The organism is Hymenobacter cellulosilyticus, assembly GCF_022919215.1.
GTDB lineage: Bacteria > Bacteroidota > Bacteroidia > Cytophagales > Hymenobacteraceae > Hymenobacter > Hymenobacter cellulosilyticus.
In genome coordinates this window covers 3215097-3235551 of sequence record NZ_CP095046.1, presented here as the reverse complement: position 1 = coordinate 3235551, position 20455 = coordinate 3215097, and the positions used below count along the sequence as shown (strand labels likewise).

The window sequence follows — 20455 nt, the reverse complement described above, 5'->3', positions numbered from 1 at the left end:
GTTTAGAAGTTCACCTGCAGGCCGCCAATGACACTGCGCACGTTGGGATAGGCACTCACGTCGACGCCACGGCTGTAGAAGCCGGTACCGGTTACTTCGGGGTCGAAGCCGGTGTAATCGGTGATGGTGAACAGGTTACGACCCGTTATATACACCCGTACGCTGCCCAGGCTGGGTACTTTGCCGGTCAGGCTCTTGGGGATGGTATAGCCCAGCTGCACGTTGCGCAGCCGGATGTAGGAGCCGTCTTCCAGCCAGCGCGTGGTGTTGAAGCGGGCATTGGAAGCGGCGGCTTCGCCCAGCGCGCCGGCTCCCCCACCCTGCAGCAGGCGTGGCGTGGTGTTGGAGCGGTTCTCCGGCGTCCAGGGCGTCACGTCGGCGTTGTAGTTGTTGGGGCCGAGGTAGCCTTCCAGGTCGCGCCGGGCCTGGTTATAGACCTTGTTGCCGCTCACCGAGTTCAGGAAAATGGCCAGGTCAAATCCTTTGTAGGCTGCATTCAGGTTGAGGCCCATCTGCAGATTCGGAATGGCCTGCCCCACGTACGTGCGGTCGGCGTTGTCAATCTTGCCGTCGTCGTTGAGGTCTTTGTAGCGCACGTCGCCGGCCGAGGCGTTGGGCTGAATCCGGACGCCTTTCGAGTTCTTGTAGTTAGCTGCCTCGTCATCCGATTGGAAAATTCCGTCGAACTGAATCAGGTAGAACTCGCCCAGCGACGAGCCTACTTCCGAGCGGGTCAGGTCGGCGCCGTTGAACGACTGGCCTTGCACCGGCACGGCCGTCAGCTTGTTTTTGATGGTCGTCAGGGTAAAGTCGGCCCCGTAGGTGAAGTCCTTCTTGGTGTCGTGGTAGCCCAAAGCCAGCTCAAAGCCTTTATTCTCGATGTCGCCAGCATTCTGGAACAGGTCCTGGCCGAAGTGGCCGAGGTAGGTAGCTACCTGCACGGGGGCCAGGGCGTTGCGGGTCTGCGAAATGTAGTAGTCGGCCGACATCGTAAGGCGGTTGCTGAGCACGCTCACGTCCAGGCCCAGGTCCTTGGTATAGCGCTCTTCCCAGCGGATATCGGGGCTGGGCAGCGCCAGCTGCGCCGCGCCATTCACGATGCCCTGACCGGTGCCTATTACGTAGTTCACGTTTTGACCAATCACCGCATACGGCAGGTAGGCACCGCCAAACGGGCCACCCAGCGCGTCGTTGCCGTTCGAGCCGTAGCTGGCGCGCAGCTTCAGGTTGTTGACTTGGGGCAGCGCGCCCTTGAAGAAGCTTTCCTCACTGATGCGCCAGCCCAGCGAAGCCGCTCCGAAGTTGCCCCAGCGGTTGGCCTTGGTAAAGCGCGACGAGCCGTCGCGCCGGCCGCTCACCGTCACCAGGTAGCGGTTGTTGTAGTCGTAGCTGGCCTGGGCAAAGAAGGAGCGCTTGGTGTAAATGAAGCTGGAACCGTCAATAACGCCCTTGTCGGGGCCGGCGCCCAGCTGAAAGTAGTACTGGGGCGAAGACGTGAAGCCGGTGGTACCGCCCTGGACGTTGTGCGACCGGAAGCTTTGCTCGGAGTAGCCGCCCAGCGCGTTGAGGTTGTGGTTGCCGAAGCGCTTATTGAAGTTCAGGGTGTTTTCGCCCAGCAAAAACAGGTCGTAGCCCAGAAACTCATTCAGCGAGGCGGTAGAAATTTCGCTGTTCTGACGGATGATGCCCACTTTCTGTGCATCGGCGTTGCTGTAGGTATGCCCGTCCAGGGCCACATTCAGCCGGTAGGTCAGAAAGTCGAAGATGGAGAAATCGGTGCTCACGTTGCCCGCTAGGCGGTTGTCCGACTGGGTGCGGCGCAGCAGCTCCTGAGCCCCACCGGGTTGGTAGCAAATGTGTTAATGGTAGGTGAGCCTGACCCGAAGCCGCCTTTATTAGCCGGGTCATACACCGGAATGGTCGGAATCATGATCAGCACATCGATAAACGGGGCGCCGTTGAGCAGCGTCACGTCGAGGTGAGTAAGCTGCACGTTCTCCTGAAACTTAAACCGGCCGCGGGTTAGGCCCGAGTTCAGACGCAGGCTGTAGCGCTTGAAGTCGGGGCCTTTCACGATGCCTTCTTGGTGAAAATACTCCCCGAAATCAGGAAGTTCGTGGCATTCTTTTCGCCCACCGAGCCGCCCGAAAACGACACGTTGTAGTCTTCAAGCGTGCCGGTCTGGAAAAACTCTTTCTGCCAGTCCGTATCCACGTTGGGGTTAAAGGCTCCGCCGGGGCCTTTCACGGCCCCGGCCAGGCTGTTCTGGCCGGCACTCAGCGGATCTATTTTGGCATTGGCGTAGGCCTGCACGGCACGGTCGGCCCATTCGCTGGCATTGGTCAGGTTGTAGCGCTTATAGATCTGGTCTACGCCCCGATACGCATTAAAACTGATGCTGGGCGCGCCGGCCCGGCCTTTTTTGGTGGTAATCTGCACTACCCCGTTGGCTCCCCGGGAGCCATATACGGCCGTTGAGGAAGCATCCTTCAGCACGTTTAGGCTTTCTATGTCATTGGGGTTCAGGTCGCGGATATTGTCGGTCCAGAGGCCGTCAATTACGTACAGCGGCGCGCTGCTGGCATTGCCAAGCGTACCGATGCCGCGGATATTGATAACCGGCGCGTCACCGGGGCCGCCCGAGCCGGTGACCTGCACGCCGGGCAAACGGCCCTGTAGCGCCTGGGTAGCCGTAGCCACGGGAGCTTTGGTGGCCTGTGCCACGTCCAAGCTACTCACCGAACTACTCAGATTCTGGCGGTTTTCTGTCAGGTAGCCCACCACCACTACTTCGCTCAGGGCAGTCATGTCCTCGGCCATGGCAACTTCCAGCGTCTTCATGGCGTCAGTTACGGTTATTTCCCTGCGCACGTAGCCTACATAGCTGAACACCAGCACGCTGCCAGTGGGAGCCGTAATCAAAAAGGTACCATCGGCGTTAGAGGAGGTACCGGTAGAAGTGCCTTTCACCAGCACGGTCACGCCGGGCAAACCGGCCCCAGTCGCGTCAACGACGCGGCCACTGATGCTGATATCCTGCAGAGCGGAAGACGTTGCCCGCTCGATACTGGCATCAACCCTGGTCACGTCGGCTAAGGCAGACTGCAGGGGTAGGCAGCAGAGCAAAGCCGGAAGCGTAATCCGACCCATTTTGGGTACTGACTTTTTCATAGAAAAAAAATTGTGGGAATTGGAGAGGTGTTAACACAATCGTTTGTGCGTAAAATGATTTCACAAACGATTGTGTAAAGGGTCAAAAAAAAAGCTCTGGTTAGAAAAACGCGTTTTGGAGGCTCTCAGAGGGGTTTTTGAAAAAATCAGGCAGCGGTCCTCAACGCTTCAGCGGGCATTGGTGAGTAAGGTTAAGGAAATCGCACCAAATAACCAACAAATTATTATTGCCTCCACAGCTGCTTCAAATCCCGATTGTGCTTTTGAGGGCGAAAAAATTACTGCTCCCACTCGACCCGCAAACAGCGTTATCCGGCAGGCTTGACTCGGCTGCTGGTGTTGACAAAAAGCTCCTGCTTATTCAGCGCAACGCCGACATCTGCCAAGCTAGCAGTAGGCATTTTGTGGCCACAGAGTAGGATGCAGGCATTTTTCTAGTACATTGTTTTAATCATATACTTACCGTTCAGCTTGCTACACCTTATATGGATAGTAGACTTATCCCTGCTAATGAAGCTGCCCGGCTCCGGGCTGTGGCCCGCTACCGCAGTCTAGGAAACCTCCACGAGCGGGTTTTTGACGAGTTAGTAGCCCTGGCCGCGTGCTTATGCGGAGTTTCCATCTCGTTTTTATCCTTGGTTGAAGCCGAGTCGGTCTGGTTTCGCTACACCACCGGCTGGACCGGCACCGAGCACTTGGCCCGCGACTACAGCCTGTGTTCGGTAGCCATTCTGCAGGATGAGGCCACGGTGTTTGAGAACCTGCGCAAAGAGCCGTGTCAACTGATTCAGTCGGGCGAAATTGAACTGCTCAACCTACAGTTTTTCGTGGGAATTCCGCTCAAAACGGCCGACGGCTTCAACATTGGCGTGCTGGCCATTGCCGACCACTGCCCCCAAAAAACCACTATTGAGGACCAGCTGCTGCTCGAATCCTACTCCCGCCTGACGGTCGTTTTGCTGGATCTGTACCGCGCCGAGGCCCAGAGCGCCCCGATTGCGACGGGCGTGTACGAGGCCGTGGAAGATTCCATGCGGTGGATGCAGACCCTGAGCGCTACGCTCACGCGCCAGGCCCAGCCCTCGGCCGAGCAGGTTATCAAGGTCAAACAGGCCATCGGCCGGGAAGCCGACGACACAGCCCAGCGCCTGCGCCGCGAGCTGGGCGCCTGGCATTCTTCTTGGCCCGGCGCCGCTTAGGCGTATGCGCGGCCCTGTTACCCCGGCCCCACGCTTAGGCGGGCATCCTGCAACTCCATGTTCAGGTGGGCAATCAGACGCTGCAACACGTGGCTGGTGCGGTCAATCAGGGGCTGAGATGAGCCTCGTCGTAGGCTTCGCGCCACGTGTCGAGCTGTTGCACCACGGGCAAAATCAGGTGCACCTGTAGATGCTCCAGGCTGGGCTTGAGTTTGTGGGTAGTGGCCCGCAGCAGCTCGACGTTCCGGGTTTGCTGGGCCTGGCGCAGGTCGCGCACGGCCTCCTCGGCGCCTTCGATAAACGATTCCAGCATCAGCACCGTGAAGTCGGGGTCGCCCTGCCCAATCTGGTAGATCAGGTTCAGATTGTAGAGCGGAGCGACCAGCGCGGGCGCCCCCGGTTCCTGCACGGTATTGCTGCCCACCAGCGGCTCGCCCAGGGTCCAATAGCTGATGACTTTAAGCAGGTCGTCTTCCTGAAACGGCTTGGAAAGATAGTCGTTCATGCCCGCGCGCAGGCACTTTTCCCGCTCCCCCTTAATGGCGTTGGCCGTCAGGGCAATAATGGGTGTGGTCAGGCTCAGGGTTTCCCGCAGCTGGGCTGTGGCTTCCAAGCCGTTCATCACCGGCATCTGCACGTCCATCAGAATCAGGTCGAAAGCTTGGTGCCGGGCCAGCTCCACGGCCACGGCCCCATTTTCGGCTTCCGTTACCTGCAGGGCTGCGTTTTGCAGAAAACCCTTGGCAATCTGGCGGTTGAAAGAATTGTCTTCGGTAAGCAGCACCCGCTTGCCGCGCAGCCGCTCCCGGATGTCGGCCGTAATAGCGGCCTTGTGGGGCAGGTCTTTTTCCGTGCCAACGGGCAGTAGCAAGGTGAAGGAGCTGCGGGTTCCCTCGTTTTTTTGGCTGACAATAGTAATTTCCCCGCCCATCAGGTTTACCAAGCTGCGGCTAATGCTCAGGCCCAGCCCCGTGCCCCCAAACTTGCGGGTCACTGACGAGTCTTCCTGGCTGAATTCCTGGAAGATGTTGCCCAGAAATTCGGCGTCGATGCCAATGCCGGTGTCGGCCACGGTGAAGCGCAGCTCTACGTGCCCGGGCAGCTGGCGCAGCAGCTCGCAGGCTACCGACACCTCCCCCTTTTCGGTGAACTTGATGGAGTTGCCCGCCAGGTTCAGCAGCACCTGGGTGATGCGGTACGGGTCGCCGAGCAGCACCTGGGGCACCTGGGCATCGGTTTGAATCAGGAAGCGCAGGCCTTTTTCCTCGGCTTTGAAGTGCAGGCTCTTCTCGATTTGCTGAAGCAGGGTAGTCAGGCTAAAGCCAATTCGCTCGATGAACAGCTGGCTGGCCCCGATTTTGGACAAGTCGAGAATGTCGTTGATGATGACCAGCAGGTTTTCGCCCGAAGTGGCAATGGCCCGCAGGTAGTTCTGCTGCTCGGCGTCGAGCGGAGTTTTGGCCAGCAGCTGCCCCATGCCCAGAATGGCATTCATGGGCGTGCGGATTTCGTGGCTCATGTTGGCCAGAAACAGCTCCTTGCTGCGCGCCGACTCCTCGGCCGACTCCTTGGCCGTGCGCAGGTTGTGCTCCAGCTCCTTGCGGTCCGTAATATCGAGGGTGATGCTAATGGAGCCGTACACCTCCCGGGCATCGTTGTACACCGGGGCCGCACTGATAAGCAGCCACTTGCGCTGCCCACTCTTGCTGGTAATCGTCAGCTCATAGGTATCGGAGATGCCCCGGGCCCGGTCCGCGGTTTTTTGCTTCAGCAGCTGCAAATCCTCGGGGCTGACCACGCGCTGCATGGCCTGCTGATGCAGGAACTCGTCGGACTCAAAGCCGGTAATGTCGCAGAAAGCCTGGTTAACGTAGGTAATTACTCCATTCGCGTCCATTTCTACCAGACCCAGCTTCATGTATTCGATAATGCTGCGGTACTTTTCCTCGCGGCGGCGCAGCTTGTCTTCGCTGATCTGCCGCTCGGTAATGTCCTGAAACTTCCACAGGTAACCTATGTACTGCTCGTCGATGTGGATGGGCACAAAGTCGCCTTCCAGGGTGCGGCCATCTTTCAGGGCGAAGATTTCCCCGGTTACGAGCTGCTGCTGCCGAATCAGCTGGTCGTAGCGTGCCACAAACCCGGCTTCGTCGCGCAGGCGGTTTTTGGCCTGCTGCCCGAAAAGCCGGGCGTCGAGGCCGACCAGTTCGGCCCCGCTAACCATCGTATTGAACAGCCGGCAGATGGCCTCGTTGGCCAGCATTACGCGGTGATGCTCATCGACCAGCAGAATGCCTTCCTGGAAGTTGGCAATGGTAGTGGAAAGCCGCAGGCGCGAGGCTTCCACGGCTGCATTAGCCGCCTTAATGGCCGAAATGTCGGTGTGAACCCCGGTCATAATCAGGGGCTTGCCCTCGGCATCGACTTTGGTAACCAGGCCGCGGGTAAGCACCCATTTGTACTCGCCGTTCTGGCAGCGCAGGCGGCGCTCCACGGCATAGATAGGCTCCCGGCCGCTCAGATAGGCATCTGAGGCCTGCAGGCTGATGGCAATATCGTCGGGGTGCACGTGGGACAGCCAGGTCTGCTGTAATTTGGCAAACTCCTCTTCGCTGTAGCCCAGCATGGCCCGATAGGCCGAGGAGAAATACTCTTCCCCCGTCTGGTAATTGAACTCCCAGGCTCCGTCGCCAAACCGCTCCATGGCCAGCTGCCAGCGCTGCTCATTGACGCGCAGGGCTTCCTCGGCCCGCTTCAGGTCCGTAATATCCACCAGAATGCCGCTGTGCAGACTGCCCTCGGCATCGGTAAGGGAGCGGACGGCCGTGCCGCGGCACCAGCGCACGGGCTGCCCCGGCACCAATAGGCGGCCTTCGAAGGTCCAGTTGTCGCCCTGGTGGCGGGCCTGCTGTATGGCTGCTTTCCAGCGGGGCCGGTCCTGGGGGTCAATAAACTGGTCGAGGTCCTGCTCCGGGGTCAGCACAATGCCGAAGATTTCGCGCAGGCGCGGGCTGACGTACACCAGGCCAGAAGGCTTGCTATGGTTTTCGCGCCACTGAAACAAGACTCCGGGCACGTGCTCGGTCAGGTAGCGGAAGCGCACTTCGTTTTCCGCCAACGCTTGCTGAACCGCCTGAGAATCGGCTACCAGCTCCAGCAAGGCCACAAACTGCCCGGGCGCAGCCGTGGGCGGCAGGGGCTGCATTTTAACCCGTACCGGCTGGGCCGAGCCATTGGAATGCCGCAGCAGGGCCTCGTAGCGAAAGGGCACCCGGAGGCGCAGCTGCTCCTGCAGGAAGGCGGCTTCAACCCGCCCCGCCCCACTGCCGCCCAGCACCGCCCACGCCGACTGCTGCCGCAGCTCGGCGGGCGAATAGCCCAGCAGACTGGTCAGACCGTCGTTGCTCCACAGGATGCTACCGTGCTGATCGAGTACTGCCACCGCGTCAAAAACCTGCTGCACCAACTGCAAGTCCGTCTCCCAGGGATTGGTGGAGTTAGTAGAAAATTGCTCGTTCACAACAATCGTCGGATGGGAGGTGTAAGGGCAAGTAGCATAATTTTCCCGAACCCTCGACAATATAGAATTTAGCCCAACGGCGCCACAACACAGCCTGCCTGCCCTTCTTCTGCGCTACCGCTGCCAGTGGGCAGGCGGCAGCGGCAGTAAGTAGTTAGTGCTCAGCTTTCCCGCAAATTTAGCGACTAAGCCCGACATGGTCCCCAACCCTGGTGCAAACCTGCCCAGAAATCAGCCTCGGCACTCGCTCAGCCTAGCTTAGCCAGAACCTTTCCGGCCTTTTATGCCAGCCCGGGCTCAGGTGGCAGCCCTACCCCCAACGGCACGGGCTGGTGCGGAATCCGGATTCGTACCTGCGTGCCGTAGCCGGGCGAAGAATCGATGGTAAGCGTGCCGCCCAGCAGCTCTACCCGGTCGGTAAGCATTTGCAGGCCCAAGCCCCGGTCTGGTCGCGCCGTTGCGCTGAAGCCGCGGCCGTTATCATCGGCCCAGAGCTCTAGCCAGCCGGCCGGCGCGCGCAGGTGCAGCGTGGCTTCCGAAGCCTGGGCGTGCTTGACGATGTTGTTGGCCAATTCCTGCGCCATGCGGTAAAAAGCCAGTTCCAGGGCCGGCGGCAGAGTCGGGAATTGGCCTACTTCACAGGTAAAGCGCAGCTGCGGGGTGGTAAAGTCGCGGCAGATACCCTGCAGAACCGCCACGAGTCCAAAATCCTCAAGCTCCGTGGGAATAAGCTGGTGGGAAAGGTCCCGGGTTTGCCAAACGGCCGTCCGCAGCAGCTGCAGAACCTGACTTTTACACTCGGCAAAAGCGGCCGGATTATCGGTGCGGGCCAAACCATCGAGGTGCAGCTGGGCGGCGTAGAGCTGCTGGCCCACCCCATTGTGCAGGCTCTCGGCAATGCGCCGCCGCTCGGTTTCCTGGGCTGCCAGCACGGCATTGGCCAACTGCTGCTGCTGCACCCGCTCCAGACGCAGCAGCTCAGCCGTGTCCTGCTTGCGGGCCGTGATATTTTCCACGGTGGAGGCCACCCCGTCGCCGAGCTTGACGGCCGTCCACCGAAACCAGCCCTGAAACCCGTCGCCATCGAAGTAGTGCTCCAGATCCAGGGGCTGGCCGGTTTCGACGGTGCGCCGTATTCCATCAAAGAGGCCTACTTTCCGGCTATGGGGCCAGTCGACCAGCATCCGCCGGCCCACCACGGGGCCCTGGGCCTCCACTTCCGCTGCCTTGTTGGCCAGCACTACTTCGAAGTCGATGATGCGGCCGGCCGCGTCGCGCACGCTCTTGAGCACGTGCAGGGCCAGCGTGGAGCTGTCGAATACGGCCTGCAGCCGATCCTTGCCCGCGCGCAGCTCCTGTTCCAGCTCTTTGCGGGCCGTGATGTCGAGGGAGGCGTTGATCAGCCCGTCGCCGAGGCGGGCGTAGTACACGTCGAGCCACCGCACCTGGTTACCGAAGCGGTGCTCCAGCTCCAGGCGCTGTGGCTCCCCGGTGCTCACAACCTGCGTAATGGTTTGCCAGACCGGCAGCTCCCGCAGGCCCGGCACCAGGACCGACATGAGCTCGGCTCCGGGGCGGTCAGATAGTTGCATAAGGGTATTGGAAGCTCGGTTTATGGCCACCGAGCGCAAATCGATGAGCTGGCCCTGCTCGTCGCGCACGGCCTGGTAGTAGCCCAGCTGGGCCGGAACAGCTTCAAAAATTGCTTCCAGCTGCGCGTAAGCCTGCTGCAACTCCTGCCGGGCCTGCTTGGCCTGGGTAATGTCCTCAATGGTCAGCAGCAGGCCGGCTTCCAGCGGAACGCCCACCCAGCAAAACCACGCGGCCCGGCCGGGCTCGAAATACTCCAGTTGAAATTTTTCTCCCGCAGCTCCGGCCTGCTGCAGCTGCTCATGAAGCTCGGCGGGCAGCGCGGCATACAAGGGCTGCCCTAGCAGGGCCGCCGGCTGGCACCGGAGCAACTGCGCCGCGGCCGGATTCACCAGCTGCACAATGCCCGAAGCATCGAGGACCACAACGGCCCCGGGCAGACTCTGCAGCACCTGCAGCGGCAGGGCGGCAGGCAGCGGATGCGGCAGCCCAGAGCCCGGAGAAAGAGAAGAAGTATCGGGGACTGGGTAGGCAACATACAACGCGGGAAGCTTCAGGGACACAGCAAATAGCAAGTTCGGCGGCCGCACCGGCTGGGCTAGAAGCAATGTTGCCTACCCCCTTGCGTTGCGGAGCTAACGTAATCCGTCCTTGCGTAAGGCTCACTTGCCAATACAACACTTACCACGCTTTTGCAAAGTAACCGAAACCCGTGTATTTCGGGCTGGCAAAGCGCCTTTAAGACACTGGTACAGGAGTAAATTCGTCCCCGGTTGTCGACGACCGGACGGCCCCGTGTGCGCACAAGCCAGCCTGGCCCCGGCCCGAATGAAATCCGGCCCGCCGCATAATTTTACAGATGCAGCAATGCTGCATGTAGGAAATTGTGCCTACATTTGCTCATCACCAACTCAGGGAACGAGTGCAAAAAGGGCGTCAAATTGTAGCATGGTGGCTGTTAGTGCTGCTAGTGCGCGTGCTGACGCCCGAGGCTGCCGTGCTGCGCCTGCACCGGCACCAGCACACCGACGACAAGCCCCAGGTGAGCTACTCGGCCAAGCCCGGCACCAAGGCCGCGCTTTCGCCCCAGCACCAGCACTGCCACGTCGAGCAACTCTTCAACGCGCCTTTTCAGCCCGCCGTACCAGTTGCCGTGCCCGCTCCCGTACGCCTGCTGACTTACGCCACGTACCGGCCGCAGGCCCCCGTTTGCCGGGCTTCGCACCTGCTCGACGGCGCTTCCCTGCGTGGCCCGCCGGCCCGGCGCGCCTAGTCGCACCCGGCAGCCTCAGCTGCCCCGGGCGGCCCTGCCCACTCCTATCTAGCCCTGCTGCTACTACCGCAGCCCTGCCCCGGCCCCTGTAGCCCAGGCTGGCAGCTGTGCGTGCGTATGGCCAGCGGGTTTCAAGCGGGCCTGGTGCCCGGGTAGCCCTGTTGTGCGCCCTTTTATTCCCGAGCCGGCCGCAAGTCTGCCACTGGCATCCAAGCCCTTTTGTGCGCTTACCAGCCCCTTCACGCTCGGCTGGCAAGGGCTGGGCTCCCCTCTCCTATTTTCTGACTTCAACCCGTCGGGGCTACGGCCTTCCATGACCGGGTATGCTCATTCTTGTATGCAGCGACTTATTCTGTTTGTGTTGCTTTGCTGGCCGTTGCTGGCCGCTGGTCAAAACCTGACTGGCCAATCATCCGGCCATATCGACGGCCATATCACCAACCCGGGCGGCCGGGGAATCGAGGGAGTTTCTGTGCTGGAGCCGACCGGCCGGTTTTCGGCCTTGAGTGGCGCCGACGGCCATTTTTCGCTGGACCTGCCCCTGGGTGAACATACGCTCATTACCCGCAGCCTAAGCCACCAGGAGCAGCGCCGCACCGTGGTCCTGACCGCCGAAACGCCGAATCTGACGGTGGATTTCAGTTTGCAGCCCATGGTAACGGCCTTGCAGGAAGTGGAAGTGCTGGGTCGTAAGGAAACCACTTACAAGAGCGACTACAGCTTTGTGGGTACCAAAACGGCCACTCGCCCCATCGATGTGCCGCAGTCCATTTCGACGGTTACTAAAGAGCTGATGGAGGACCGCCAGGCCCTGCGCCTGCCCGACGTGGTAAAGAATATTGCCGGCGTGACGCAGTACTCCCACTACGACGATTTGACCATCCGGGGCTTCCGCAACGGCTACGAAAGCGGCTTCCGGCTGCTCAACGGGCTGCGCTCGGGCTTCAGCTACGGCAACTCCTTTACCCAGGCCCCGCTCACGGTAAACCTGGAGCGGGTGGAAGTACTGAAAGGGCCCGGAGCGGCGCTGTACGGCGACATCAACCCCGGCGGCACGGTAAACATGGTGACCAAAAAGCCCCTGGACGTGGCCCGGCAGGCGTTGACTTTCTCTACCGGCTCTTTCAACACGATGCGGGCCACGGCCGACCTGACGGGTCCGCTCAATGAGCGCAAAAACGTGCTCTACCGCTTCAATACGGGGTTTGAGAAATCAAATACGTTCCGGTCGGTAAACGATACCCGCTCCCTGATGGTAGCGCCCACGGTGACCTTCCTGCCGACGGATAAAACGACGATTAATGCCGAGCTGGTTTACACCCACATCGACGGCTACCTGGACCGGGGCCTGCCCATCCGGGGCGGTGAGCTGTTTGCCCTGCCCCGCTCCTTTACCTTGAGCCAGCCCAGCGACTATTTCCGCACCAGCACCTATTACCTCAACGCCTCGCTCAACCACAAGTTTACCGACTGGCTTTCCTTTAATGCCTCCTACCTCGACTTCACCTACCACGAAGACCTGAGTGAGCACCGCACCCTGAACACGTACGCCGACGCGCCGGCCAACACGGTGATGAACCTGCGCTACTTCGACCGGCGCGCCGAGGAATACACCAAGAACTTGGCCGCCTACTTTGCCCTGAACCGCGCCACGGGCTCGGTGCAGCACAAAGTGGTGGCGGGCGTGGACTATATCCGCTACAACACCGACCCGCAGAGCACCATGTTTGAGGCCCGGCAGAAGACGGTGAACGGCGTGGCAACCCCGCTCACGTTTGATCTGAAAAAGCCGCTCTACGAAATTCAGGACCCGACCAAGTACATCCGCCGGCCCCTGCCCCAGTTTTTCATTGACTACATCAACTCGGTGTACCACACCACCGGCCTCTACGTGCAGGACCAGATTGACGTAACCTCCCGTCTGGGGTTGCTGCTAGGGGCCCGCTACGAGCTGTTTGCCGACGAGCGGGACTACGGCGACGGTTCCCAGAACATTCAGCAGCGTCAGCTGCTGCCCCGCGCCGGCCTGACCTACGCCCTGCGCGACAACCTGAACTACTTTGCCTCCTATAGCGCGGGCTTCCGGCCGCTCAAGCCCGAGTACATCCGCTTTCCCGAGCGCTACGGCCGCAGCACCGCCTTCGACCCCGAAACCAGCTACCAGCTTGAAACTGGTCTGAAGGGCGAATTTTTCAACAAGGGCCTGCTGGGCACGGTAGCCATCTACCAGATTATCAAGCGCAACCAGCTGGTAAGCACCGGGGCGCTAACTCCCGATGGGGCGCCCGTGTACCGGCAGAATGGGCAGGCCCGCTCCCGCGGGGCCGAAGTGGAACTGGTGGGCAACATTCTGGCGAATCTGAGCTTGAACGCCACTTACGCCTTCAACCACTCCGAAGTGCTGGAGGCTGATCTGGCCGTAGAGAACGGGCAGCCCCTGGCCAACGCGCCCAAGCACTCGGCCGGCCTGTGGACCAAATACACCTTCGTCCTGCCCGCCTTGCGCGGACTCGGGGTGGCCGTGGGGGGCAACTACGTCAGCCGCCGCCGCACCGAAAACCAAGTAGTAAACACCACTACCGGGGAGCTGTACTGGGCGCACTGGCCGAGTTACACGGTGCTGGACGCGGCCTTGTTCTACACCACCGGCAAGTTCAACTTTCACCTGAACGTGAACAACCTGCTGGATAAGTACTACTTCGTGGGTGGTTACGACTTCTTCCGGGCCAGCCCCGGCGCCCCCCGCAACTACATGGCTACCGTGGGCTACAGCTTTTAGAGCCAATCATCTGCCTCTCTGGTGCCTGCTTTACGCAGCTTGATTGACGACTTTTCTCATTCCCCATTCCTTTCTTATGTCCTACCTTCTCGAAGCCCGGGAGCTGCGCAAGCAGTACCCGGACAAGCTGGCCCTGCGCGGGCTGAATCTGCAGATTGCCCCGGGCGAAATATTCTGCCTGCTGGGCCAGAACGGCGCGGGCAAGTCCACGACCATCAACCTGTTTCTGGGCTTTGTGCAGCCCACCTCGGGCGCGGCCTTTGTGAATGGGCTGGAAGTAGCGGCTAATTCGCTCGAAATCAAGAAGCACCTGGCTTATATCCCGGAAAACGTGATGCTCTACCCCCACCTGACGGGCCAGGAAAATCTGGCTTTGTTCAGCAGCCTGGCGGGCTTTAAGTATCGGGAGAAAGAGCTGCTCGACTACCTCACCGACTCGGGCCTGCCGGCCGAAGCAGCCCGGCGGCGGGTGGGCACCTATTCCAAGGGCATGCGCCAGAAAGTGGGCATTGCCATTGCCGTAGCCAAGCACGCCCAGGTGCTGCTGCTCGATGAGCCCACCTCCGGCCTCGACCCGAAAGCCTCCAACGAATTCTCGGAACTGCTACGCCGCCTCAGCGCACAGGGCACGGCCGTGCTCATGGCCACCCACGACATTTTCCGGGCCAAGGAAGTGGGCACCCGCGTGGGCATTATGCGCGAGGGCGAGCTGGTAGACGTGCGTGCCACTACTGCCCTCAACGCCCAGGAGCTGGAGCAGCTCTACCTCACCTACATGAACTAGCCCCGCCCCGATGATTCAAAGTATTGCCCAGAAAGAATTCGTCAGTACCCTGCGCGACCGGCGCTTCGTGGTGCTGAGCGCGCTGGTGCTGGCCCTGCTGCTAGCGGCCACGCTGGTGGGCCGGGCCTCCTTCCGCACCCTGCAGCAGGAACGGCACCTGGCCCAGCAAACCGTGAATGACCAGTTTCGCAACCAGCCCGCCCGGCACCCGCACCGGGTAGCCCACTACGGCTCGTTTGCCTTCCGGCCCAAGTCGGGCCTGAGTTTGCTCGACTCCGGCGTGGACTCGTTTACCGGCAGCGCCGTGTATCTGGAGGCTCACCAGCAAAACAGCGTCAACTTCAGCCAGGCCCAGCAGTCGGGCTCCCTGATTCGGTTCGGGGAAATGACCGTGGCCTTCGTGCTGCAGCTGCTGGTGCCCTTGCTCATCATCTTCCTCTGCTTCGGGGCCTTCACCCAGGAGCGCGAAACCGGTACGCTTAAGCTGCTGCTCAGCCAGGGCATCACGCTGCGGCAGGTGGCCTGGGGCAAAATCCGGGGCTACAGCCAGGCCGTGGCGCTGGTGGTGGCCCCGGCGCTGCTGCTGGCGGCCGCCCTGCTGTTTACGGGCGAGGAGTTTGCCTCCAATGCCGACCTGCTGGCCCGCTTGGCCTTGTTTGGGCTTAGCTACGCGCTGTATTTCTTCCTGTTTGTAGTGGGCTCGGTGGTCGTGTCGGCCCGGCAGGCCAGTTCCCGGGCGGCCTTGGTCACGTTACTCGGCCTCTGGATTCTGGGCGGCATTATTCTGCCCAAAGCCACGGCCAACCTGGGCGCCTCGCTCTACCCCACCATCACCAAAGCCCAGCTCGACGCCGAGGTGCACGAGCAGGCCCAGCACGGCGTCAACGGCCACGACCCGCAGGACAAGCGCGCCGCCGAGCTCAAAGCTGGCTTGCTAAAAAAATACGGCGTGGACTCCGAGGAAAAGCTGCCCGTGAGCGTGGCGGGCCTGCAAATGGCGGCCGGGGAAGAGTACTCGGCCCGGGTGTACCAGCAGCATTTCGCGGCCCTGAATGCCACGTACGAAAAGCAAAACCGCCTGTCGGACTGGGCCGGTCTGCTGAATCCCTACCAGGCCATGCGGCCTTTGTCGATGGGCCTGGCCGGCTCCGACTTTGCCCACTACGTGCACTTCCAGCAAGCCGCCGAAGCTTACCGCTACGGCCTAGTGCAGCGCCTCAACCACTTGCAGGCCGGCATGGGTTACGGCGATAAGGAGCGGCGCCTGGATGCCCATACCTGGCAGGAGCTGCCGGTGTTCAGTTACCAGGCGCCACCGCTGAGCTGGGCCTTGCCCCGCCTGCTGCTGCCGGTAGCCGCCCTGTTGCTCTGGGCCGGGGGCTTGAGCTGGCTGGGCTTGCGGCTGATTTCCAAAACGACTGTTGCTTAATCTGATGCGCGTATTTCGAATTCTGTTTTCCTACGAGTGGCGGCACTTTCGCGCGGCCAAAGGGCTGGTGCTCTTGTGCAGCCTGCTGCTGGCTACGGGCCTCTACAGCATCTACTACGGTACCACCGAAATTGAGCGGCAGCGCCAGCACCTGGCCACCCTGCCCGAGCTGACCCGCCGCAACGTGGAGGAGCTGCAGGTGAAGTTTCCCGGTCCCGCCGACGCCGGCGACATCGGCTACTACCACACCACCTTCGCCGTGCACCATCCGGATGCCTGGGCAGCTCTTTCCCTGGGCCTGCGCGACGTAAACCCAAGCTACGTGAAGCTGCGCCTGCTGGGCTTGCACAACCAGCTCTACGCCGCCGACAACACCAACCCGATGAAGACGCTCAGCGGCAACTTCGACCTGGCCTTCGTGCTGGTGTACCTGCTACCGCTGCTCATCATTGCCCTGAGCTTCAACTTGCTGTCTGCTGAGCGCGAGGAAGGAATTCTGACCTTGCTGCTGGCCCAGCCCATTCGGCCCGCCACGGTTATCGGGGCTAAGCTGGCCTTCCGTACCGCGCTGGTGCTGGGGCTGGCCGGGCTGCTCTCGGTGGTGGGCATGGGGTGGGCCCAAGTGCCGCTGGATGGCCGCGTGCTGAGTTGGCTGGCTTTGACCACGCTCTACTGCCTGTTCTGGTTTGGGGTGGTGTTGGTTGTCACGGCGCTGCACCGTTCTTCGGCCGTGAATGCGGTGGCTTTGCTGGGCGCGTGGCTGCTGCTGGTCGTGCTGGTGCCTAGCCTGCTCAACCTGGGCGTAGCCGCCGCCCGGCCCGTACCCCAGGGTATTGAGCTGACGATAAAGCAGCGGGAGGAAATCCACGCCGGCTGGGACCGGCCCAAAACCCAGACCATGAACCGTTTTTTTGCCCTCTACCCGCAGTGGCGCGACACGGCCACCATCCGGGAGCGGTTTGTGTGGCGCTGGTACTATGCCTTCCAGCACCTCGGCGACCAGGCCGTGGCCCGGGAGGCGGCCGCCTACGCCACTGGCCTGCAGCAGCGCTACGATTTGGTGGAGAAGCTCAACCTGCTTTCCCCGGCCATCAACGCCCAAAGCAGCCTCAATGCCCTGGCCGGCTCCGACCTGCCCACCCACCTGGCCTTTCAGCGCAGCGTCACCCGCTACCACGATTCGCTGCGGGCCTTTTACTACCCGTTTCTCTTCCGCAAAGTCGAATTCACCCACGCCGACTACGCCCGGGAGCCCCGGCACACGTTCACCAGCACGCCCGAACTGCCTACCGCCTGGCGCGGCTTGGGCAAGCTGCTGTTGAGCGTGGTCGTGGTCTACAGCCTGGGCTTGGTGCTGCTCACCCGACGGCCGGTTGCGGCCAGCTAAAGCAGTCAACATGGCGTTAGGGGCTGCTTTCGTTTCAGGGAATACGCAGTACGTCCGGGCAGTAAGCTAGGCTTGCGGACCTGCTGTACTGGCTGGCAATGCTGTACCTAGACGGGCAGAAAGGCTTGGGTAACTTCATTATAGCGCTTGCCGGCATAAGCTATACCTTTGCCGCCGTTAACAAAGGAGCCGGTATTGGGTTACGGATACCAGCGTCCTTTTCCCACGAATCAACTTTATGCTGCTGCTCGCTTCCTATCCTCATTTACAGCTATTCTTACACGAGGGCAGCTCCCGGGCCATCGAAGCTCAGTGGAAAGGTTTTGTCAGCAGCGCGCTCTTGCGCCAGTCCACGCTGGAATGCGTAGCGCTGGCCCAGCAGCACGGCATCTCCGGCTGGATTGCCGACGACCGGCTGCTGGGCCCGGTACGCCCAATCGACCTGGAGTGGATTGGTGTGGAAGTGCTGCCCGAATTGGTTCGGGCTGGAGTCAAGCGGTTTGCCCGCATCGAGGCAATTGACCCACTCAACAAACTCTTAATCGGTCAGGCCCAGGAAACGGCCGAGCAGCAGCTGCCCTTCGAGCTGCGCTCCTTCCAGGATTTGTCGGCCGCCCGGGCCTGGGCGTGCGGGTAAGGTCCCGACGCAGGCAGGAGGTTTCTTGTTGAAGAAATTTGGCACCCTGTTATAACCTGACTATGAAAAAGCTACTGCTCCGCTTTTGAATTTTATCAAGCCACAGGCCCCCATTCCCGCTCGGTTGGGTGGAGTGGCAGACCGTTCTGGATGGGCCACAGGAGGATGACGAGAAGGACGGCCAGCCGGCATAAGTAGAACTAGCAGCGCCTGTGCGGCTAGCTCCAACGCCGGTACCATAAGAGGAAGAGCTAGCCAGCCTCGCGTATCAGGGTTGAGTAAACTCCCGAGGTATGTTGCCTAAGAAAAGGCGACCCTACCGGCCCCAAGCCTACAAACCGAACCGGAGTGTAAGCGACCAAGTAGCGTTGGCCCTGTTGCTCTCATTTCCTTATTTCTGATCGGCGCCGTGTCGCGCTATGGATGAGTATCCTTCACCATACAAATGCCCTGGTTATTCTGGCCAGGGCATTTGTATTCTTATGGTCGCCACTATGACTATAGTGTGCGCTATGCAGCACAACTTTTTACAACCACAAAGCGGGACTTTATTTTTAAAAATGGCTGCTCGATGAATTGGTAAGACAACCAAGAAACTAGGATAGTGGCCGGCACTACCGAGGTGTACAGCATCCAATTAATGGTAGCATGTTGCGTAATAGCGAATGTCTTGATGGCGAATTGTGCTAGAGCAATAACGGCCATATGCCACATATAAATGCCATAGGACAGTTTGCCAAGCCAGTCCCAGGTCTTTCCCTTAAGCTGCAGAATGGATCCGGGCTTACAGGAGCCGCTCAAGATAACGTAGCAAAACAGCACACTATAGAACTCGTGGTGTATGTAGGGGATAAAGGTATCCCGCGAGGCCAGTACCAGAACGGTTATGAGGACTACGATATCCACGTAAACGCTCGATATAAACCGGTGTACCCACTGCGGATGGTAGTAGAGCGCGTAGGCGCCCAGGCCGCCAATGGCCATACAGTCAATCCGGGTAATGGTCAGCAGGGCAATAAATCGATAAAGCACCTGGTCATACTCTGGCAAAAACCAAATGAGCAGAGCCGTCCCATTGCGAACCAGCACGAAGCCGACAACCAAAGCCAGCATGCTATAGAACTGGCCACTTCTGCCCAGGCGCTTCATAAACAGAGGCCACACCAGATAAAATTGCTCTTCCACGCCTACCGACCAGAGCTGGTTGGCATACAGGATTTGCATGTTGTAGGTGAAAGCTAATGAGGGTAGCAGCACTAAGTACAGCGCAATGTTGGTTGGGGCTTGCTTGTACACTGCAGGGTCAGCAATGCTAGGCAGAAGCGCCCGATTATTCAGAAAAACAAAGGCTAGAAATAAAATGAGGTAGTAGAGCGGCCAGATGCGCAGAATGCGCCGCCAGTAGAACTTTCCAACGTCCACCGTGCCACTCGCCGCCCTCTCGTGTAAGAGCAGATAGGTGATTAGGAAGCCCGACAACACAAAGAAGAAGGTGACAGCCAGGCCGCCTACACTCTGGGGTATGGGAACAAGGAAGGAACTGATTCGGAGTTCTTTCTGCACCAAGGCGATATGAACCAATACTACGACGGTAGCAGCCACAAAGCGAAAGGCATTTAAGCCAGGAAAATGAACTGTCGCGGTAGACTTGCGAAGCTCTGCTACTCGTGCTGTATTTCGTACCATAACTGTTGATATAATATATAAAATATTATATAAATTACGGAACAACCTGCTGTACTGATGAAACAGCAGGCTTTTTCTATCTTACCCGTATGGGCCTCTACTGTCAGAACGACTACAAAGCTTCCAATAGTATGCCTTAGTGGGCTAAGGTGCCGGGCGTACTCATGAGCGTGGGTCGACTGCTGCGTGTGGGCCGTGTCGTGTTAGAGTAAGTAGTAAGATGAATCTATCCTGCCCAACGCACTTTCGCTAGACTCTTCTACTAGCGCTTGCGCTGCAGCAAGCAACCGTATGAAATCTAACGCTCGACTTCTCGTCTCGGCCAGCATGGTCGGGCGAACCCATACAGCTACCCTGCTGGAAATAACTGCCGGCTTTGGGAAAGAGCCGGAGCGCATGGAGCTGGCCCACCGCATTGCCGAACCAATGGGCCGAAAAAAGCAGCCGACTATGTGACTGAGCGGTACTTCATTGACCACCCCACCGCGTTAACTGTGATTCGGCGGGACGTTATGTCGGCGGCCGTCCTATTTGCGCTTACTCCAGCAGACGAGTGGCCCAAAGAGCTGCAGGAATTGTAGATACGCGCACACCAAAAGAAAACCCCGAATAAACGGCGTTTAAGCGTTCTAGCAGAGCACAGTCTAGGTAGTCAAGTGAGGTATATTGGACTTAGCGAACAGGCGCAGTACGCGTAACGAAAGAAAAAGAATAGGAAGGCGTATATCGCTCTCAAATGTGTTTAACCAAACGGTCCGAAAAGCGAAAATGGGGCATTCGAGCCGATAAAGGCCCTCCTACATCAGTATTTTGCTCGACATTACTTCCTTGCACCGTAAGCCACTCGCCGTCAACTCATCAGTTAGAAGTATTTTTGACTGGGCCCTGTTACAAGGCGCTATACGGTCTTCTACTACTCTTCTTCCTCTGCACCGGCGAGTCTTAAACTGGTAGTTTATAATTATACGCTTTGGCTTACTTTTTCCTTTTTCCCGCTCAG

14 protein-coding genes are annotated in these 20455 nt (G+C 59.7%); 8 read left to right on the top strand and 6 right to left on the bottom strand.

Annotated elements, in window-relative coordinates:
- Positions 1-2 precede the first annotated feature (2 nt).
- From MUN79_RS15880 to MUN79_RS15870, 3 genes are read right to left on the bottom strand one after another with little or no spacing between them, the layout of a single operon-like run.
- Entirely contained in the window at positions 3-1784 is a 1782-nt protein-coding gene (locus MUN79_RS15880; RefSeq protein ID WP_244673658.1) for a SusC/RagA family TonB-linked outer membrane protein, read from the bottom strand.
- An 8-nt stretch (positions 1785-1792) separates the two neighbouring features.
- Positions 1793-2074, bottom strand: a complete 282-nt coding sequence (locus tag MUN79_RS15875; RefSeq protein WP_244673657.1) for a hypothetical protein — start codon at positions 2072-2074, stop codon at positions 1793-1795.
- Positions 2071-3171, bottom strand: a complete 1101-nt coding sequence (locus tag MUN79_RS15870) for a TonB-dependent receptor plug domain-containing protein (RefSeq protein ID WP_244673656.1) — start codon at positions 3169-3171, stop codon at positions 2071-2073. The genes MUN79_RS15875 and MUN79_RS15870 overlap by 4 nt, the downstream gene beginning before the upstream one ends.
- A 485-nt stretch (positions 3172-3656) precedes the next feature.
- Between MUN79_RS15870 and MUN79_RS15865 the strand changes: the two genes are divergently transcribed.
- On the top strand, positions 3657-4370 hold the full coding sequence (locus MUN79_RS15865; RefSeq protein WP_244673655.1) for a GAF domain-containing protein: 714 nt from the start codon (positions 3657-3659) through the stop codon (positions 4368-4370).
- A gap of 106 nt (positions 4371-4476) precedes the next feature.
- On the opposite strand, the gene MUN79_RS15860 is transcribed toward MUN79_RS15865, so the two are convergent.
- The gene (locus MUN79_RS15860) at positions 4477-7890 is read right to left on the bottom strand and encodes a PAS domain S-box protein (RefSeq protein ID WP_244673654.1); all 3414 of its coding nucleotides are present in this window, start codon (positions 7888-7890) and stop codon (positions 4477-4479) included.
- Between the two features lie 281 nt (positions 7891-8171).
- Entirely contained in the window at positions 8172-10043 is a 1872-nt protein-coding gene (locus tag MUN79_RS15855) for a sensor histidine kinase (RefSeq protein ID WP_244673653.1), read from the bottom strand.
- A gap of 359 nt (positions 10044-10402) precedes the next feature.
- On the opposite strand from MUN79_RS15855, the gene MUN79_RS15850 reads away from it, so the two are divergent.
- The 6 genes from MUN79_RS15850 to MUN79_RS15825 all read left to right on the top strand — a co-directional run bounded on the left by MUN79_RS15850 (position 10403) and on the right by MUN79_RS15825 (position 17769).
- Positions 10403-10753 (top strand): hypothetical protein, encoded by a 351-nt coding sequence (locus tag MUN79_RS15850; protein ID WP_244673652.1) that lies wholly within the window; start codon positions 10403-10405, stop codon positions 10751-10753.
- A 337-nt stretch (positions 10754-11090) separates the two neighbouring features.
- A complete protein-coding gene (locus tag MUN79_RS15845) occupies positions 11091-13532 on the top strand; it encodes a TonB-dependent receptor (protein WP_244673651.1) in 2442 nt (813 codons plus the stop codon).
- A gap of 76 nt (positions 13533-13608) precedes the next feature.
- Positions 13609-14316 carry an ABC transporter ATP-binding protein gene (locus tag MUN79_RS15840; protein ID WP_244673650.1) on the top strand — a complete coding sequence of 236 codons (708 nt, stop codon included), beginning with the start codon at positions 13609-13611 and terminating at the stop codon, positions 14314-14316.
- A 10-nt stretch (positions 14317-14326) separates the two neighbouring features.
- Positions 14327-15745 (top strand): ABC transporter permease, encoded by a 1419-nt coding sequence (locus MUN79_RS15835; RefSeq protein ID WP_244673649.1) that lies wholly within the window; start codon positions 14327-14329, stop codon positions 15743-15745.
- Positions 15746-15749: 4 nt separating this feature from the next.
- Entirely contained in the window at positions 15750-17132 is a 1383-nt protein-coding gene (locus MUN79_RS15830; protein WP_244673648.1) for an ABC transporter permease, read from the top strand.
- Between the two features lie 238 nt (positions 17133-17370).
- Positions 17371-17769: a hypothetical protein gene (locus MUN79_RS15825; RefSeq protein ID WP_244673647.1), complete on the top strand. Its 399-nt coding sequence runs from the start codon at positions 17371-17373 to the stop codon at positions 17767-17769.
- A gap of 510 nt (positions 17770-18279) precedes the next feature.
- Here the strand turns inward: MUN79_RS15825 and MUN79_RS15820 are convergent.
- Positions 18280-19455, bottom strand: a complete 1176-nt coding sequence (locus MUN79_RS15820) for an acyltransferase family protein (RefSeq protein ID WP_262922876.1) — start codon at positions 19453-19455, stop codon at positions 18280-18282.
- A 291-nt stretch (positions 19456-19746) separates the two neighbouring features.
- On the opposite strand from MUN79_RS15820, the gene MUN79_RS15815 reads away from it, so the two are divergent.
- Positions 19747-19911, top strand: a complete 165-nt coding sequence (locus tag MUN79_RS15815) for a hypothetical protein (RefSeq protein WP_244673645.1) — start codon at positions 19747-19749, stop codon at positions 19909-19911.
- The last annotated feature ends 544 nt before the right edge of the window (positions 19912-20455 follow it).

What these genes read in the sequence shown, in the direction of transcription:
- MUN79_RS15870 (WP_244673656.1), bottom strand. Translation starts at nt 3,171, where the DNA reads ATGAAAAAGTCAGTACCCAAAATGGGTCGGATTACGCTTCCGGCTTTG.
- MUN79_RS15865 (WP_244673655.1), top strand. Translation starts at nt 3,657, where the DNA reads ATGGATAGTAGACTTATCCCTGCTAATGAAGCTGCCCGGCTCCGGGCT.
- MUN79_RS15845 (WP_244673651.1), top strand. Translation starts at nt 11,091, where the DNA reads ATGCAGCGACTTATTCTGTTTGTGTTGCTTTGCTGGCCGTTGCTGGCC.
- MUN79_RS15840 (WP_244673650.1), top strand. Translation starts at nt 13,609, where the DNA reads ATGTCCTACCTTCTCGAAGCCCGGGAGCTGCGCAAGCAGTACCCGGAC.
- MUN79_RS15835 (WP_244673649.1), top strand. Translation starts at nt 14,327, where the DNA reads ATGATTCAAAGTATTGCCCAGAAAGAATTCGTCAGTACCCTGCGCGAC.
- MUN79_RS15830 (WP_244673648.1), top strand. Translation starts at nt 15,750, where the DNA reads ATGCGCGTATTTCGAATTCTGTTTTCCTACGAGTGGCGGCACTTTCGC.
- MUN79_RS15825 (WP_244673647.1), top strand. Translation starts at nt 17,371, where the DNA reads ATGCTGCTGCTCGCTTCCTATCCTCATTTACAGCTATTCTTACACGAG.
- MUN79_RS15820 (WP_262922876.1), bottom strand. Translation starts at nt 19,455, where the DNA reads ATGGTACGAAATACAGCACGAGTAGCAGAGCTTCGCAAGTCTACCGCG.
- MUN79_RS15815 (WP_244673645.1), top strand. Translation starts at nt 19,747, where the DNA reads ATGAAATCTAACGCTCGACTTCTCGTCTCGGCCAGCATGGTCGGGCGA.